This is a genomic window from Blautia sp. ZXY-1-B12 (assembly GCF_056339915.1).
In genome coordinates this window covers 1-16,948 of sequence record NZ_JBWJVP010000169.1, presented here as the reverse complement: position 1 = coordinate 16,948, position 16,948 = coordinate 1, and the positions used below count along the sequence as shown (strand labels likewise).

Below are 16,948 nucleotides of genomic sequence, written 5' to 3'. Positions count from 1 at the left end.
GGATGGTGGTTTTGCTAATGCAAAGGAGTTTGTGCTGAATTTTATCCTGAATGATATTGAACATAAACAGCTCTTTTATGATAGCAAGACCATCCTGCAGGAAATCGTGCAGGAAAACGGAACACAGCCGGTGGAATATATTCTGACAAAAGAAGAAGGCCCGGATCATAACAAAAACTTTACTGTGGAGGCAAGAGTAAACGGAAAAGTGATGGGACAGGGAAGCGGTCATACAAAGAAAGCAGCAGAACAGGCCGCAGCATACCAGGCGATTCGTGTACTCAGAAAATAAACAGGAGAATTATGTATTTAAAGAATATAGAGGTACAGGGATTTAAGTCTTTCGCCCAGAAGATCAATTTTGAATTTCATAACGGGATCACCGGTATTGTAGGTCCGAACGGAAGTGGAAAGAGCAATGTCGGTGATGCGGTGAGATGGGTGCTGGGTGAACAGAGTGCCAGATCTCTGCGAGGAGGAAATATGCAGGATGTTATTTTCTCCCGGTACAGAGACAAGAAAACCCCTGGGTTATGCATCGGTGGCGATCACACTGGATAATTCAGACCATAAGCTTCCGGTTGATTTTAACGAGGTTACGGTTACCAGAAGGCTTTACCGTTCAGGAGAGAGTGAATATAAGATCAACGGAAGTGCCTGCAGACTGAAAGATATCAATGAGATGTTTTATGATACAGGTATCGGTAAAGAAGGATATTCCATTATCGGACAGGGACAGATCGACAGGATCCTAAGCGGTAAACCGGAAGAGAGAAGAGAGCTTTTTGATGAGGCAGCAGGTATTGTTAAATTTAAGAGAAGAAAGAATACCACGATCAAAAAACTGGAGGAAGAACGCCAGAACCTGGTCAGAGTGACAGATATCCTCTCGGAGCTTACCAGACAGCTGGAACCACTGGAGAAACAGTCAGAGACAGCAAGAGTTTATCTTTCCAAAAGAGAGACGCTTAAGGAACTGGATGTGAATATGTTCCTGATGGAGTATGCTGCTGCAGCCAAAGAACTCAAGGAACTGGAAGAGAAGAACATAATTGCGCAGAATCAGCTGAAGGATACCCAGAGTTCCTATGACCGGACCAAGGTGGAATATGAACGTCTGGAACAGGAACTGGAAGATTTAAATTCCAAAATGGATGCACTTCGCATTTCCGGTCAGGAGCAGGCAATCCGTAAACAACAGCTGGAAGGCCAGATCAATGTATTAAATGAGCAGATACTGGCAGGGGCACAGAATGAAGAGCATTATAAGGGACGTATCCAGACTATTGAGGCTGAACTTTCAGTAAGAACAGATTCAAAGAAGAAACTTGAAGAAGAAAAAACGGATATTTATGCACAGTTAAAGGCTGTCCGTAAGAAACTTTCTGAGGAAGAAGAGAAATTAAGGACAGCGCAGGAGAATATGGAAGCCTGTACTCTCGAAGTGGAGAATGGCAAAAATGAGATCATTGAAATTCTGAACAGCCGCGCCAATGTCAAGGGTAAAGCCCAGAGATTTGATGCAATGATGGAACAGGCAGAAATCCGTAAGGCAGAGATCAGCCAGCGTATTCTCAGACTGAAGAGTGAAGAGGAAGAACAGCAGACCATTCTGACTACAGCCCGGAAACAGTATGATGAGATTACATCCCAGATTGAAAATGCCAATGAGGAATGTGAACATCTGAATCTGAGTGTGATGAAGATTCAGGAAAAGCTGAAGGAACAGAACACAAAGCTGGAAGCAGAACAGACAGCCTATCACAGAGAGGCATCCCGGCTGGATTCTCTCAGAAATATCGCGGAGCGCTATGATGGATACGGAAACAGTATCCGGAGAGTTATGGAACAAAAAGAACGTGTTCCGGGAATCCAAGGTGTTGTCGCAGATCTGATCCAGGTAAACAAAGATTATGAGATCGCTATCGAGACAGCTCTTGGTGGGAGCATTCAGAATATTGTTACAGATAATGAGCAGACTGCCAAAACCATGATCGAATTTCTGAAAAAGAATCGTTATGGACGTGCGACCTTTCTTCCCATGAGCAGCATAAGTCCCAGAGGTGAGTTTACACCGAAAGAAGCACTGAAAGAGCCGGGCGTTGTGGGGATTGCCAGCGAACTGGTGTCCGTAGCTTCTCAGTATCAGCAGATCACGAAATTCCTTCTTGGAAGAGTGCTGGTAATTGATAACATTGATCATGCCATTGCAATAGGAAAAAAATACAGACACAGTCTGAGAATGGTCACAACAGAGGGTGAATCCTTAAACCCGGGAGGTTCCATGACCGGCGGTGCCTTCAGAAACAACAGCAATCTGCTTGGAAGACGGCGTGAAATAGAGGAACTGGAAACAAAAGTAAGTCAGCTGAAGCAGAATCTGACCGAAATGCAGAATGCTGTTGAGGAAAATAAAAATCAGAGAAACAGGCTTCGTGATGCCATTGCAGGATTTCAGGAAAAACTCCGTCAGAAATATATAGAACAGAATACTGCCAGAATGAATATCAAACAGCAGGAAAAGAAAGCTGAGGAGATCCGAAGCGGATATGCTCAGATCAACAGAGATCAGGCAGAGATCAAACGCCAGGTCATGGAAATCCGGCAGGATCATGACCGGATTGCCAGGGAACTGGAGAATTCAAAGCAGGATGAGAAAGAACTGGAGAGTTTTATTGAGGCAAAGCAGTCAGAACTGGATGAATGGAAAGAAGAAGAGAAGAAAATCACCCGGGAGTTAGAAGAAATCCGTCTTCAGTCATCCGCTCTTGAACAGAAAGAGAAATTTGACCAGGAAAACCTGAGCCGTCTGAAAGCAGAAATCACAGCTTTTATGACTGAGAAAGAGGATATTTATCAGTCTCTCTGCTCACAGCAGTGAAGAGATGGAAAAGAAGCAGGAGATGATTACCCAGCTGAAAAAAGAGTCGGAAGAGTCTGTCCTTCATGAAGAACAGGCACAGATGCAGCTGAAAAATCTGCAGAAGGAGAAAGAGAGCAGAACTTCTCAGCATAAAGATTTTTTTGAGAAAAGAGATTATCTGTCCGGTCAGATCGGACTTCTGGATAAGGAATGTTACCGTCTGCAGGGACAGATGGACAAGCTGGAGGAGAACAGGGAAGAGCGGATTGCCTATATGTGGTCCGAGTATGAGATCACTCCCAATAATGCTGTTTCCTACAGAAAAGAGGAACTTACTGATCTTTCGCAGATGAAGCGACAGGCAGCTCAGATTAAAGATGATATCAGAAAGCTGGGACCTGTAAATGTAAATGCTATTGAGGATTATAAGGAACTTCTGGAAAGACACACCTTTCTGTCCGGCCAGTATGAGGATCTGGTCACAGCGGAGAAAACTCTGGAACAGATCATTCAGGAGCTGGATGAGGGAATGCGGAAACAGTTTTCTGAGAAATTCGGCGAGATCCAGAAGGAATTTGACAAGGCATTTAAGGAATTGTTCGGAGGCGGAAAAGGAACTCTGGAGCTGGATGAAGAGGCAGATATCCTGGAGGCAGGAATTAAGATCATTTCCCAGCCGCCGGGAAAGAAACTGCAGAATACTGATGCAGCTTTCCGGCGGGGAAAAAGCTCTGACAGCTATCGCACTTCTTTTCGCGATCCAGAATCTGAAGCCGTCACCGTTCTGTCTGCTGGATGAGATCGAGGCAGCGCTGGACGATTCCAATGTTGGGCGATTTGCCGGATATTTACAGAAGTTGACGAAAAACACACAATTTATTATAATAACCCATAGACGTGGAACTATGAACGCCGCAGACCGGCTTTATGGTATTACCATGCAGGAAAAAGGGGTATCCACACTGGTTTCCGTCGATCTGGTGGAGAATCAGCTTACCCAGTAACAGGAGGAGTTTCACATGGCAGAAGAAAAGAAAGGTTTTTTTAAACGATTAGTCAGTGGACTGGCAAAGACCAGAGACAATATCGTAGCCGGATTTGACAGTATTTTCAGTGGTTTTTCCAGTATTGATGAAGATTTTTATGAAGAGCTGGAAGAGATTCTGATCATGGGTGATATCGGGATCAATGCGACCACTTCTATTATTGAGAATTTAAAGAAAGAGGTTTCCGAACGTCATATTAAGGAACCGATGGAATGTAAACAGCTTCTGATCAATGAGATCAAGGATCAGATGCGTGTGGACAGCACAGAGTATGAATTTGAGAACCGCAGATCCGTAGTTTTGGTGATCGGTGTCAATGGTGTCGGAAAAACCACTTCAGTAGGAAAGCTTGCAGGAAAATTAAAAGACCAGGGCAAGAAGGTTATCCTTGCAGCAGCCGATACTTTCCGCGCAGCAGCAGGAGAGCAGCTTACTGAGTGGGCGAACCGTGCAGGTGTGGAGATCATCGGCGGACAGGCGGGAGCAGATCCTGCATCTGTTATCTATGATGCGGTGGCTGCAGCCAAAGCAAGAAATGCAGACGTACTTCTCTGCGATACAGCAGGACGTCTTCATAATAAAAAGAACCTTATGGAAGAACTCCGCAAGATTTACAGGATCCTGGAGAGGGAGTATCCGGATGCATATCTGGAGACACTGGTAGTGCTGGATGGTACCACCGGACAGAATGCCCTTGCACAGGCGAGACAATTTGCGGAGGTCGCAAATGTCAGCGGTATTATCCTTACCAAGCTGGACGGAACTGCCAAGGGAGGTATTGCAGTTGCCATCCAGTCTGAACTGGATATTCCGGTGAAGTACATTGGCGTAGGAGAAAGTATTGACGATCTTCAGAAATTCGATGCAGATGCATTTGTAAATGCGTTGTTTGATGTAGACCATAAAGAAAACCCGGACGCTTAAGATTAGGATGTACTTTCGGAGTCAAATCAAGTACAAAAAGATTCTGGGAGTACATTTAGGACAAAATGGAGGAAAAAACAATGCTTACTTTAGAGAGTTTTGAACAGGCATCAGAGATCGTAAAACAGGTCACACAGGAAACAAAGCTGATCAAGAGCAGCTATTTCAGTGAACTTACAGGAAATAAGGTTTATTTAAAACCGGAGAATATGCAGCGTACAGGTGCATATAAGGTTCGTGGTGCTTATTATAAGATCAGCACTCTTTCCGATGAAGAGAGAAATAAAGGTCTGATCACAGCATCTGCCGGAAATCATGCACAGGGTGTTGCCTATGCTGCGCATAAATATGGTGTGAAGGCAGTGATCGTTATGCCCACTACAACTCCGCTGATCAAGGTTGAGAGAACAAAGAGTTACGGTGCAGAGGTTATCCTGCATGGTGATGTATATGATGAGGCATGTGCACATGCACTGGAACTTGCTGAGAAAGAGGGATATACCTTTATCCATCCTTTCGATGATCCGGCAGTTGCCACAGGACAGGGTACCATTGCAATGGAGATCGTTCAGGAGCTTCCGCTTGTTGATTATATTCTGGTTCCGATCGGTGGAGGCGGACTTGCAACAGGTGTTTCCACACTTGCGAAGCTGTTAAATCCACATATCAAAGTCATTGGTGTGGAACCGGCAGGGGCTGCCTGCATGAAGGCTTCTCTGAAGAAGGGTGAGGTTGTGACTCTTCCGCACGTAAATACGATTGCTGACGGTACTGCCGTACAGACACCCGGAAAGAAAATCTTCCCGTATATCCAGAAGAATCTGGACGATATCATCACTATCGAGGATGATGAACTGATCGTTGCTTTCCTTGACATGGTTGAGAACCATAAGATGATCGTAGAGAATTCCGGTCTTCTGACAGTGGCAGCGCTTCGTCATCTGGATGTGAAGGGAAAGAAGATTGTTTCTATCTTAAGCGGTGGAAACATGGATGTTATTACCATGTCTTCTGTTGTTCAGCATGGTCTGATCCAGAGAGACAGAATCTTCACAGTATCTGTGCTCATTCCGGATAAGCCGGGTGAACTGGTACGTGTGGCAAGCGTGATCGCCAGGGCGCAGGGCAATGTTATCAAGCTGGATCATAACCAGTTTGTAAGCACGAACAGAAATGCGGCAGTGGAACTTAAGATCACACTGGAGGCTTTTGGCACAGATCATAAGAATGAGATTGTTAAAGCTCTTGAAGATGCAGGATGCAGACCAAAGGTGATCCGCCCAAGTTTGTGATTGTCTCAGAGTAGCATCTGCCATGTAAATAAATGAAATGGGAGCCCTGGTGTTCAGTATATGGATGCCGGGGCTTTTTTGCCGAGATTTTTAAGAAGTGTATCGGAAAAAATAAATTTGTGCTGTCAAGAGAAAATGCTTGACAGCACATTGGAAATAGGTTAATATAGTCAAGGTGATTACAGATGGAGAAGTTTGTAGAGCAAGGTTATTTATATGATTTTTATGGAGAACTTCTGACAGAGAGACAGCAGCAGGTTTATGAGAGCGTGGTGCTGGAGGATTACTCGCTGAGTGAAGTCGCAGAGGATCTGGGCATCAGCAGACAGGGTGTGCATGATATGATCAAGAGATGCAACAAGACCCTTGAAGAGTATGAACAGAAGCTTCATCTTGTAGAGAAATTCCTGAATATACGGGCACAGGTAAAGCAGATTCGTGTACTTGCCCGGGAATATCATTCCGATGAAATTGTAAATATTTCCAATGAGATTTTAGAGGAGTTATAACATATGGCATTTGAAAGCTTGACAGATAAACTGCAGAATGTATTTAAGAAGTTGCGAAGCAAGGGCCGCCTGACAGAGGAGGACGTTAAGCTTGCCCTTAAGGAAGTAAAGATGGCTCTGTTAGAGGCAGACGTAAACTTTAAGGTTGTGAAGCAGTTTACTAAATCTGTACAGGAGCAGGCAATCGGACAGGACGTTATGAGCGGTCTGAATCCGGGTCAGATGGTGATCAAGATTGTTAATGATGAACTTGTGAAATTAATGGGAAGTGAGACAACAGATCTGCCTCTTCGCCCGGGAAATGAGATCACAGTGTTCATGATGGCAGGTCTGCAGGGTGCAGGTAAGACCACCACAGTTGCGAAGCTTGCAGGCAAGCTGAAATCCAAAGGTAAGAAACCTCTTTTAGTAGCCTGCGATGTTTACCGTCCGGCGGCTATCACACAGCTGCAGGTCAACGGCGAGAAACAGGGCGTGGAAGTATTTTCCATGGGAGATAAGCAGAAGCCTGTGGATATTGCGAAAGCAGCCATAGAGCATGCGAAGGCAAATCAGCAGAATGTCGTACTTATCGATACAGCCGGTCGTCTTCATGTTGATGAAGATATGATGCAGGAACTTGCAGATATCAAGGCGAACATTCAGGTAGATGCAACCATCCTCATTGTAGATGCGATGACCGGACAGGATGCGGTAAATGTGGCAAGCACATTTGCTGATAAAGTAGGAATCGACGGTGTCATTCTTACCAAGATGGATGGTGATACCCGAGGCGGTGCAGCCCTTTCTATCAAGGCAGTAACCGGTAAGCCTATTCTGTATGTAGGTATGGGCGAGAAACTTTCTGATCTGGAACAGTTCTATCCGGAACGTATGGCTTCCAGAATCCTTGGTATGGGTGATGTCATGAGCCTGATCGAGAAAGCAGAAGCTTCCATCGATAAAGAACAGGCGCAGGACATGCAGAAGAAGTTAAAGAAAATGGACTTTGACTTCAACGATTACCTTACCAGTATGGAACAGATGAACAAGATGGGCGGTATCGGCAGTATCCTGAATATGCTTCCAGGTATGGGCGGTAAGATGAAGGATATTGAGGGAATGATCGATGAGAAAGCCATGGACAGAACCAAGTCAATTATCCTTTCCATGACACCTCAGGAGAGAAGTAATCCGTCAATACTGAACATTTCCAGAAAGAACCGTATTGCCAGAGGTGCAGGAGTAGATGTCTCTGAAGTAAACCGTCTGGTGAAACAGTTTGAGCAGAGCAAGAAGATGATGAAACAGATGCCTGGTCTTATGGGCGGAAAAGCCGGTAAGCGCAGTGGTGGATTTAAACTTCCGTTCGGACTGTAATTGAGAAGTTAGCGAAGCGGATAACGCTTTGACATAAAAGTTACTGTTTCATAGCTGAACAGTAATATAACATAAGAAAACAATATATTTTATTTAATGGAGGAAAAGAAACAATGGCAGTTAAAATCAGATTAAGAAGAATGGGACAGAAGAAAGCACCTTTTTATAGAATCGTAGTTGCAGATTCTCGTTGCAAACGTGATGGAAGATGTATCGAAGAAATCGGAACATACGATCCAAACCTTGAGCCAAGCGCTGTAACAGTTGATGAAGAAGCAGCTAAAAAATGGCTTGCAGCAGGAGCTCAGCCTACAGATGTTGTAGCAAAAATCCTCAAAGATGCCGGAATTGAAAAATAATTCAGATATACCAGGATAAGGTATTTCTGCAGCGTCCGTAGGGGACGGGTCAGGGAGGTATGTAATGAAAGAATTAGTGGAAGTAATTGCAAAATCTCTTGTTGAAAATCCGGATGAAGTAGTTGTTACTGAGACAGAAAAGGAAGACGCGATCATCGTTGAACTGAAAGTCGGACCTGCTGACATGGGCAAGGTTATCGGACGGCAGGGAAGAATTGCGAAAGCGATCCGAACTGTGGTAAAAGCAGCTTCTTCAAAAAGCAGCAAAAAAGTGATTGTAGATATTCTGCAATGAAAATAAGGGTCAGGAGCTGTGGAACATCCCATGGCTCCTGATTTGGGTTTAAGCGGATTTGGAATATGGATCAGCATTCGCTGTGAGCAGGCATAAAAGCAGAATGCAAATGACGTATGATATGAAAATTATAGGAGTCAGCAGATGGAAGATTTATTAAAAGTTGGTGTGATCACTACGACACACGGAATACGCGGGGAAGTAAAAGTATATCCTACCACAGATGCAGACAGATTTCTGGATCTGGAATATGTTCTGCTTGACACAGGCAGAGAGAAAAGAAAGCTTGAAATAGAGAATGTTAAGTATTTCAAGAACCTTGTAATCCTGAAATTCAGGGGAATTGATAATATTAATGATATAGAGATGTATAAAAAAAGAGAACTCTGGATCCCGAGAGAAGAAGCACAGGAGCTGGAAGAAGATGAATATTACATTGCAGACCTGATCGGTATGGATGTAGTTCTCGAAGACGGAAGCAAATTTGGAACTCTGAAAGATGTAATGGAAACAGGCGCTAATGATGTCTATGTAGTAGAGGATGCCAAAGGCGAAGAAATTCTGCTCCCTGCTATCAGGGAATGTATCCTTGATGTGGATGTGGAGAAGAATGTAATGACCATTCATCTGATGAAAGGATTAATATAAATGAATTTTCATGTTTTAACCCTGTTTCCGGAGATGATTGAAAATGGCATGAATACCAGCATTACCGGACGTGCGATCACAAAAGGTCTCCTCACACTGGAGGCAGTGAACATTCGTGATTATGCATTCAATAAGCACCAGAAAGTGGATGATTATACCTATGGCGGCGGTGCCGGAATGCTGATGCAGGCAGAACCGGTTTACCTTGCTTATGAGGCGATTGCAAACCGTACGGCAAAAAAGCCAAGAGTTGTATATCTGACTCCTCAGGGGCAGGTATTTAACCAGGCTATGGCCAGAGAAATGGCGCAGGAAGAGGATCTGGTATTCCTTTGTGGACACTATGAGGGAATTGATGAGCGTGTTCTGGAGGAAATCGTCACAGATTACGTATCTATCGGAGATTACGTGCTTACAGGCGGCGAACTTCCTGCAATGGTCATGATGGATTCCATTTCAAGAATGGTTCCGGGTGTACTGAACAATCAGGAGTCCGGTGAGACAGAATCCTTTGCAGGAAACCTTCTGGAGTATCCGCAGTACAGCCGTCCGGAAGAGTGGCATGGCAAAAAGGTACCGGAGGTTCTTATGTCCGGTCATCACGCAAACATAGAAAAGTGGCGCAGAGAGCAGTCAATTTACCGCACGGCAAAAAGACGCCCGGATCTTCTTAAGAAAGCTGATCTGACAAACAAAGAATGGAACTATGTGCGCCAGTTAAGGAAACAGTGGAAGGAAGAAGAGGAGCAGATAAAATGAAAACATCAGATTTTTATTATGACCTTCCTCAGGAACTGATCGCTCAGGATCCTCTGGAGGACAGAAGTTCATCCAGACTGATGCATCTGTCTTTAAAAGATGGCAGCATTGAGCATCGCCATTTCACAGATGTTCTGGATTATATGGAAGAGGGAGACTGCCTGGTCATCAACGATACAAAGGTAATCCCTGCCCGGTTATACGGACATAAAGAAGAGACAGGAGCACTGATCGAGATCCTGCTTCTGAAGCGAAGAGAGAATGATATCTGGGAGTGTCTGGTAAAACCCGGAAAGAAGGCACGCCCGGGTGCTAAGATCACATTTGGAAATGGTATTTTAAAAGGTGAGATCATTGATGTGGTGGACGAGGGAAACCGTCTGATCCAGTTCCATTATGAAGGAATCTTTGAAGAAATCCTGGATCAGCTTGGCGAAATGCCTCTGCCGCCTTATATTACACATAAACTGAAAGATAAGAACCGTTATCAGACAGTTTATGCAAAGAACGAAGGCTCCGCAGCAGCACCGACAGCAGGATTGCACTTTACTAAAGAGCTTCTTGAAAAAGTAAAGGAAAAAGGTGTCAATATCGCTCATGTGACTCTTCATGTAGGTCTCGGAACTTTCCGCCCTGTCAAAGTAGATGACGTGGAAAGCCACCATATGCATTCCGAATTCTACATAGTAGAGGAGGATCAGGCAAAGCTGATCAATGACACAAAGAAGGCAGGTAAACGTGTAATAGCAGTAGGAACCACAAGCTGCAGAACACTGGAATCTGCAACAGGAGAAGATGGAATTCTGAAATCCGGAAGCGGATGGACAGAGATCTTTATCTATCCGGGCTATCATTTCAAAATGATTGATGCCCTGATTACAAACTTCCACCTGCCGGAATCCACACTTGTGATGTTGGTGTCTGCGCTGGCAGGCAAGGAGAATATCATGCATGCCTATGAGACTGCAGTGCAGGAAAAGTACAGATTTTTCTCTTTTGGAGATGCTATGATTATCATATAATGTCACCCAAATAATTATATCAATCAATTATCTGGTTATGAGCAAGTAGCGAAGAGGATGCTTTTATCTGCCTGATAAAAGCATAGTAAAAATATAAAAAAGAGCTGAGAAGTCCTTAACTGGATTTTTCAGCTCTTTTGAAGTATTGATGTGATTTTGGATGAATGAAGGATCTATTTATTCGGCGTCCAAATTATCAGTATCATAGGATTCGTCGTATGTCTCTGCGTCTGTGTCATCTGAATCTGAACTGTTCATATCAACGATATCGCTATCTGAAGCAGCTGTATCTGCAGAACTGCTCTGGGAGTCATTATTACTGTTATATTTTGCAGTAAAAGTACTGCCTTCTGCAGTAGAAATCCAGGAACTCCGCTCATTGATTTTTCCAAGGATTCTTGTTGTCTCATCACCTTCTGCCGGAGTTGGTTGATAATTATTATATCCATCATAGGCAGCAGAAGAAATGGAGCAGGGAATGATATTGGTCACGTTGTCTTTTTTTACCCCATTGGCATCAATAGTAAAGGTCTGCTGGTAGATCATGGTGTCCATATCACTTGGAGAACTGTTGCCGCCGAAGCAGAAGTTTCCGAGGCTGTATACAATATTCCTGCCTTTATAAGTTTCTATGCCCTGAAGTACATGCGGATGATGTCCGCATACAAGATCAGCGCCTTCATCGATCGCGATGCGCCCAAGTGTTGTCTGGTTGCTGTCCGGAACGGTTTCCGTTTCATTACCCCAGTGGAAGATCACTACGATCAGCTGTGCCCCGTCTGCCTTTACTTTTGCAATATTGTCTTTTAACTGCTGCTCGCGCTCAAGATGGTCATACAGTTCATAGATACCGACTAATCCTACTTTGATTCCTTTTACATCCATAACAGCAGTTTCATCATATCCGAAATGAACGATTCCTGCATCATCCAGTGCTGCCAGAGTATCATCGAAACTCTGCTCACCGTAATCATGACTGTGATTGTTAGCGGTATTTACGGCTTCTACAGATCCGCCTGTCAGAATAGAGGCATAGGATGCGGGTGCTTTAAATGCAAATGTTTTATCCTCCCGTTCATCAGAATCGGTGAGTGTTCCCTCAAAATTTGCAATAGTCAGATCATCTGTGGAGAAAATATCTTTTACATTCTGCAGGAAATAATCTGCACCGTAATTTTCATAATAAGCATTTAAGCTGGTATCATAATCAAAAGTTTCATCTGTGCCAAGAGTGCAGTCACCGACAACACTGAGTGTCAGAGAAACAGGAGAAGATACTGTAGCATTGGAGGAATCCGTGTTCTGAGAATCTGAGGATGCTTTCTGGCTGTTGTCCTTAGAAGCGTTCATGGAAACAGTTTTTTTGGCTGCTGCTTGTCTGGAACCTATATAGTTGCTGCATCCGCGGATACCTGCCAGAATAAGTATAAAAACCAGAACAAAGATACCGATACCTGTTGCAATCAGCAATTTTTGCCTTTTTTCCTGATAGTATTTTGATTTTTTGTAGATGTCTTTCCTGCGTGCAGAAGAAGATTTCGTCTGGTTTCGCTTGTTGGATTGTAGGCTCATATGTATAGTTCTCGCTTTCGTTTATAATAGATTAGAGATATAGTATTAAAAAAATATTAAAGAGACCGGGCAGTTAAAATATCTGAACAGATGATCAGAATTAACAAAAAATAAATCGTAATTGCTATAGGATATATTCAAAGTATATAGAGAATTCACAGAATCGTCAAGAAATAAGTCTTTTCATAAAACCGTATTTTTGTTATAATACCATGACAAAAGGTTACATAAATATTACAGACAAAGAATGAGATGTGTTATCCTAGAGCGTGTCTGAAAAATCATTCCCGCAATCTGCACGCCCCACTTTGCGGGATATTTCACCCGAATTCAGTTGCCGTAGCCCGCTACGGCGCCCTCATTCGGGCAAAATATCCCACAAATTGTGACGCACATCTTGCAGAAAGCCTTTTTCAGACACGCTCTAAAGCGTATGAAACATGCTCTGAAAGCATTCAAAGATAATGAGAGATGGGTACGTGAGATAGCACTTCTCAGGAAAGAATATGAGGAAAAATAAAGATGAAAACATTGATATTCAACGGTTCACCGCGAAAGAACGGTGAAACTGCATATATGATCCGGACTCTGCAGGAAAATCTTGGAGGGGATTTTAAGGTGGTTAATGCCTACAGGGCAGATATCCGCCCGTGTATAGACTGCAGATGGTGTTTTGACCATGCAGGATGCGCAGTCAAAGATGAATGGCAGGAGGTTCTTTCGTACATTGAAGAATGTGACCATATTATTATGGCATCTCCTGTATATTTTGAGGAGGTTACGGGAATGCTTCTTGCTGTGATGAGCAGACTGCAGACCTATTTCAGTGCAAGATATATCCGTAAAGAAGAACCTGTTCCTAAGAAGAAAACAGGAGCAGTTCTGCTGACAGCAGGAAGTATCGGACCCAGAGAAAAAGCGGAAAGTACGGCAGAGATGCTGCTTCGTCAGATGAGCTGTGACAGTCTGGGGACTGTATATGTGAACCGTACAGACAAAGTGCCGGTCAGAGACAGAGAAGATATCATACAGGAAATAAAAGATCTGGCAGGCAGATTGAGAACAGCAGAATAAATATTATCTGAAAATGAAACACCATTTGTGTTATGTGGAACAGACGAAAGGATGATTAAAATGAAAAAAATAAAATACTTTATGATTACAGGAATGCTTTTGGCATCCATCGGTCTTGCCGGATGTGGGAAGAAGTCAGAAGATGATATTACAAATAAGGAAATTTATCAGGATGATCTTGAACCGCTGACAGAAGAAGAGCTGAATGAAATGGATGCAGATACTTCTGACGAGGATATGAAACAGATTGATGAGCCTGAGGAAGAAACCGCTGACATTACAGATACTACAGATGCAACAGAAACTACAGATAAAACGGAAAATACAGATAAAGCAGAAACTTCAGATTCTTCTGCAAAAAAATCTGCGGATAAAACTGAAACATCAGATTCTGCAGATACAACGAAATCAGAAACTAAAACGAAAACTGAAAAATAATCACAAGGGGGCTGTCGCTGGAATTATTATTGCGACAGCCCCCTGATCATATTTCTGTAATTATCAGGAAAGAACCTCGTTCTTCAGTTCGTTCCCATCCATAAATGCTTTCGCATTTTTGAGAGTAGTCTCGGCAATGTTAGTCAGTGCTTCTTTTGTAAAGAATCCCTGATGAGAAGTCATCACTACATTCGGGAAGGAGAGCAGGCGCTGGGTAATGGAGCTCTGCAGAATACGCTCGGACATATCCTCGAATACGAAATCAGTTTCTTCTTCATAAACATCCAGTCCTACTGCAAAGAACTTATGATCACGGATTCCGGAGATTAGGTCCTCTGTCTTGATCAGGCCGCCGCGGGAAGTGTTTACAAGAATTACACCATCTTTCATTTTGGCGATAGTTTCTTCATTGATGATGTGTTTGGTTTCTTCTGTAAGCGGGCAGTGAAGACTGATGAGATCACTGGTTGCCAGAAGCTCATCCAGAGATACATATTCCAGATAATCCAGGCTCTTATTCGGGAAAAGATCGTAAGCGATAACTCTCATACCAAAACCTTTGCAGATTTTTGCCATTGCCTGGCCAATTTTTCCGGTACCAATGATTCCGGCAGTTTTCTGATAGAAATTAAGTCCCATCAGACCACTTAAAGAGAAGTTGTTTTCGCGGCATTTGATGTATGCTTTATGTGTATGGCGGTTTGCGGTCAGCGCAAGTGCCATTGCATGCTCAGCCACAGCTTCCGGAGAATATCCCGGAACACGCAGAACCTTCATTCCGAATTTGTGAGCAGTTTCCAGATCTACATTGTTATATCCTGCGCAGCGCATAAGAATCAGTTTTACACCCTGAGCATTCAGCTCTTCGATAACAGGAGTGCTCAAATCAGCGTTTACAAAAGCGCAGATTGCCTCATATCCTTTTGCAAGGGAAGCAGTTTCTTCGTGAATATTTGCTTCGGTAAATTTAATTGTAATTCCCGGATAGGAAGGAAGAAGCTTCTCGAAAAATTCTTCGTCGTAGTTTTTTGTGCCGTAAAATAAGATTTTCATAAATGTTAGCTCCTCTCTGGCTGTATACCTGTATGGTATACTCACCGTGAAAATTATAATATCAGTGTGTATAGCAATCCTTATAAATAATGCATCTTAATCCAGACCATCAGAGTGTGAAATCCTGCTATAGTAAAACAAATCGAATAATGTTAAAATAATAACAATCTTCTGACGATTCACATTATAACCGATTTATCGGAAAAAGAAAAGGCTATTTTGGATAAAATTTCTCAAGTATCTATAAAAATACAATCTGAGAGAGTATGAAGATACTGTAAATAGGAATTGCAAATTATGCTTTGTTATGAAAAGTATGTACAGAAAGACAAAAGATATGCAGGATAAAAAAACATCTTGCGGGATATTACAGGTGAACAGTAAAAATTATGCTGCTGTCAACAAACATAAAAAAATGATATGTTGACAGCAGCATAATTATAAATGACAGTTGCTATTTTCCGAGAGAGTACAGATCTTCATAGAATTTCGGATAGGAAATTTTAACGCAGTCCCCATCTTTGATAGTAAGTGTACCGTCACAAATTGTACCTGCAACAGCAAAGGACATGGCAATACGGTGATCAAGATAAGAATTGATCTCGGCACCATGAAGTGGCTTTCCTCCATGGATGATCATTCCGTCATCAGTCGGCTGAATATCAGCTCCCATGCGTTTCAGCCCTTCTGTTACCACTGCGATACGGTCAGATTCTTTTACCTTCAGCTCCTGTGCATCCCTGATAACAGTAGTCCCCTCTGCAAAAGCTGCCATCACAGCGATCATCGGGATTTCATCGATCAGTGTGGGGATGATCTCACCCTCAACAGTGGTTCCGTGAAGACTGCTTGTGCGGATCAGCAGGTCAGCGGTAGGCTCACCCTCTGTACTTGCATTCAGCAGAGTAATATCAGCCCCCATAGCCTTGCATATGCGAAGCATTCCGTCTCTGGTTGGATTAATGCCTACATTTTTAAGAAGAATCTCACTTCCGGGAGTAAGAAGCCCTGCTGCGATAAAGTAAGTAGCAGAAGAAATATCTCCGGGAACTTTAATCTCGCGTCCGTTCAGCACAGGCTCCGGTTCAATAGAAGCAGTTGTTCCCTGGGAATTTACATTTGCGCCGAAATAATTCAGCATGATCTCCGTATGATTTCTGGAAAGCACCGGCTCTGTGACACTGGTGATCCCATCTGCATACATACCAGCCAGAAGCACGCAGGATTTTACCTGTGCGGAAGCAACCGGTGACTGATAATGAGTGGCGTGTAAAGGCTTTCCTGTAATTCGCAAAGGTGCGCATCCATTGCCCCTCAAGCTTACGATATCAGCGCCCATAGACAGAAGAGGAGTCATAATCCTTTTCATTGGACGGGATTGAATGGAAGCGTCGCCGTTTAATTCGCTGGTAAAAGACTGTCCTGCCAGAATTCCGGAGATCAGTCTTGTGGTAGTCCCGCTGTTTCCCACATCCAGAGTTTCAGACGGAGCACTGAGTCCGTGAAGTCCCTTTCCATGAACGAGGATTTCGGAAGCATTTCTTTCAATATCGATTCCCATTTTCCGGAAACAGGAGATAGTAGAGAGACAGTCAGCTCCCTCAAGAAAATGTGTGATCTTTGTAGTACCCTGTGCAAGAGAACCGAACATGACTGCACGATGAGAAATGGATTTATCTCCGGGTACAGTGAGTTCTCCTCTGAGGTTTGTCTGTTTTTTTATTTCCATGTTTGA

15 protein-coding genes and 3 pseudogenes are annotated in these 16,948 nt (G+C 43.4%); 14 read left to right on the top strand and 4 right to left on the bottom strand.

Annotated elements, in window-relative coordinates; genetic code table 11:
• The 11 genes and pseudogenes from AC075L_RS09360 to queA all read left to right on the top strand — a co-directional run.
• On the top strand, nt 1-292 hold a 292-nt coding region (locus tag AC075L_RS09360), incomplete at its 5' end, for a putative dsRNA-binding protein (RefSeq protein ID WP_476387557.1).
• Nucleotides 293-303: 11 nt separating this feature from the next.
• A pseudogene (smc, locus tag AC075L_RS09355) lies at nt 304-3,867 on the top strand (chromosome segregation protein SMC).
• 15 nt (nt 3,868-3,882) lie between these two features.
• Nucleotides 3,883-4,833, top strand: coding sequence for a signal recognition particle-docking protein FtsY (gene ftsY / locus AC075L_RS09350; RefSeq protein ID WP_008704691.1), 951 nt, complete (start codon nt 3,883-3,885; stop codon nt 4,831-4,833).
• An 80-nt stretch (nt 4,834-4,913) separates the two neighbouring features.
• Nucleotides 4,914-6,125 carry a threonine ammonia-lyase gene (gene ilvA, locus AC075L_RS09345; protein ID WP_008704690.1) on the top strand — a complete coding sequence of 404 codons (1,212 nt, stop codon included), beginning with the start codon at nt 4,914-4,916 and terminating at the stop codon, nt 6,123-6,125.
• 185 nt (nt 6,126-6,310) lie between these two features.
• Entirely contained in the window at nt 6,311-6,634 is a 324-nt protein-coding gene (gene ylxM, locus AC075L_RS09340; RefSeq protein WP_008704687.1) for a YlxM family DNA-binding protein, read from the top strand.
• Between the two features lie 3 nt (nt 6,635-6,637).
• Nucleotides 6,638-7,993 carry a signal recognition particle protein gene (gene ffh / locus AC075L_RS09335; protein WP_055057849.1) on the top strand — a complete coding sequence of 452 codons (1,356 nt, stop codon included), beginning with the start codon at nt 6,638-6,640 and terminating at the stop codon, nt 7,991-7,993.
• 113 nt (nt 7,994-8,106) lie between these two features.
• A complete protein-coding gene (gene rpsP / locus AC075L_RS09330) occupies nt 8,107-8,352 on the top strand; it encodes a 30S ribosomal protein S16 (protein ID WP_008704685.1) in 246 nt (81 codons plus the stop codon).
• Nucleotides 8,353-8,416: 64 nt separating this feature from the next.
• A complete protein-coding gene (locus AC075L_RS09325) occupies nt 8,417-8,647 on the top strand; it encodes a KH domain-containing protein (protein WP_008704683.1) in 231 nt (76 codons plus the stop codon).
• A 144-nt stretch (nt 8,648-8,791) separates the two neighbouring features.
• Nucleotides 8,792-9,295, top strand: coding sequence for a ribosome maturation factor RimM (rimM, locus tag AC075L_RS09320; RefSeq protein WP_008704681.1), 504 nt, complete (start codon nt 8,792-8,794; stop codon nt 9,293-9,295).
• On the top strand, nt 9,296-10,054 hold the full coding sequence (gene trmD / locus AC075L_RS09315; RefSeq protein WP_008704678.1) for a tRNA (guanosine(37)-N1)-methyltransferase TrmD: 759 nt from the start codon (nt 9,296-9,298) through the stop codon (nt 10,052-10,054). It abuts the gene before it with no gap.
• On the top strand, nt 10,051-11,076 hold the full coding sequence (queA, locus tag AC075L_RS09310) for a tRNA preQ1(34) S-adenosylmethionine ribosyltransferase-isomerase QueA (protein ID WP_025576906.1): 1,026 nt from the start codon (nt 10,051-10,053) through the stop codon (nt 11,074-11,076). The genes trmD and queA overlap by 4 nt, the downstream gene beginning before the upstream one ends.
• Nucleotides 11,077-11,253: 177 nt before the next feature.
• Here the strand turns inward: queA and AC075L_RS09305 are convergent, their stop codons facing one another.
• Entirely contained in the window at nt 11,254-12,648 is a 1,395-nt protein-coding gene (locus AC075L_RS09305; protein WP_118566276.1) for a CapA family protein, read from the bottom strand.
• Between the two features lie 234 nt (nt 12,649-12,882).
• Nucleotides 12,883-13,044, bottom strand: a pseudogene (locus tag AC075L_RS09300) (DUF6783 domain-containing protein).
• On the opposite strand from AC075L_RS09300, the pseudogene AC075L_RS09295 reads away from it, so the two are divergent.
• The 3 genes and pseudogenes from AC075L_RS09295 to AC075L_RS09285 all read left to right on the top strand — a co-directional run.
• Nucleotides 12,982-13,113, top strand: a pseudogene (locus AC075L_RS09295) (DUF6783 domain-containing protein); the annotation flags it as partial. The pseudogenes AC075L_RS09300 and AC075L_RS09295 overlap by 63 nt on opposite strands.
• 57 nt (nt 13,114-13,170) lie before the next feature.
• Complete coding sequence (locus tag AC075L_RS09290; protein WP_025576904.1) at nt 13,171-13,722, top strand: flavodoxin family protein; 552 nt, start codon at nt 13,171-13,173, stop codon at nt 13,720-13,722.
• A gap of 60 nt (nt 13,723-13,782) precedes the next feature.
• On the top strand, nt 13,783-14,160 hold the full coding sequence (locus AC075L_RS09285; protein WP_020993787.1) for a hypothetical protein: 378 nt from the start codon (nt 13,783-13,785) through the stop codon (nt 14,158-14,160).
• A 63-nt stretch (nt 14,161-14,223) separates the two neighbouring features.
• On the opposite strand, the gene AC075L_RS09280 is transcribed toward AC075L_RS09285, so the two are convergent.
• Both AC075L_RS09280 and aroA read right to left on the bottom strand, forming a co-directional pair.
• Nucleotides 14,224-15,213: a 2-hydroxyacid dehydrogenase gene (locus AC075L_RS09280; RefSeq protein ID WP_476387556.1), complete on the bottom strand. Its 990-nt coding sequence runs from the start codon at nt 15,211-15,213 to the stop codon at nt 14,224-14,226.
• 454 nt (nt 15,214-15,667) lie between these two features.
• Nucleotides 15,668-16,942 carry a 3-phosphoshikimate 1-carboxyvinyltransferase gene (gene aroA / locus AC075L_RS09275; RefSeq protein ID WP_476387558.1) on the bottom strand — a complete coding sequence of 425 codons (1,275 nt, stop codon included), beginning with the start codon at nt 16,940-16,942 and terminating at the stop codon, nt 15,668-15,670.
• Nucleotides 16,943-16,948: the final 6 nt, after the last annotated feature.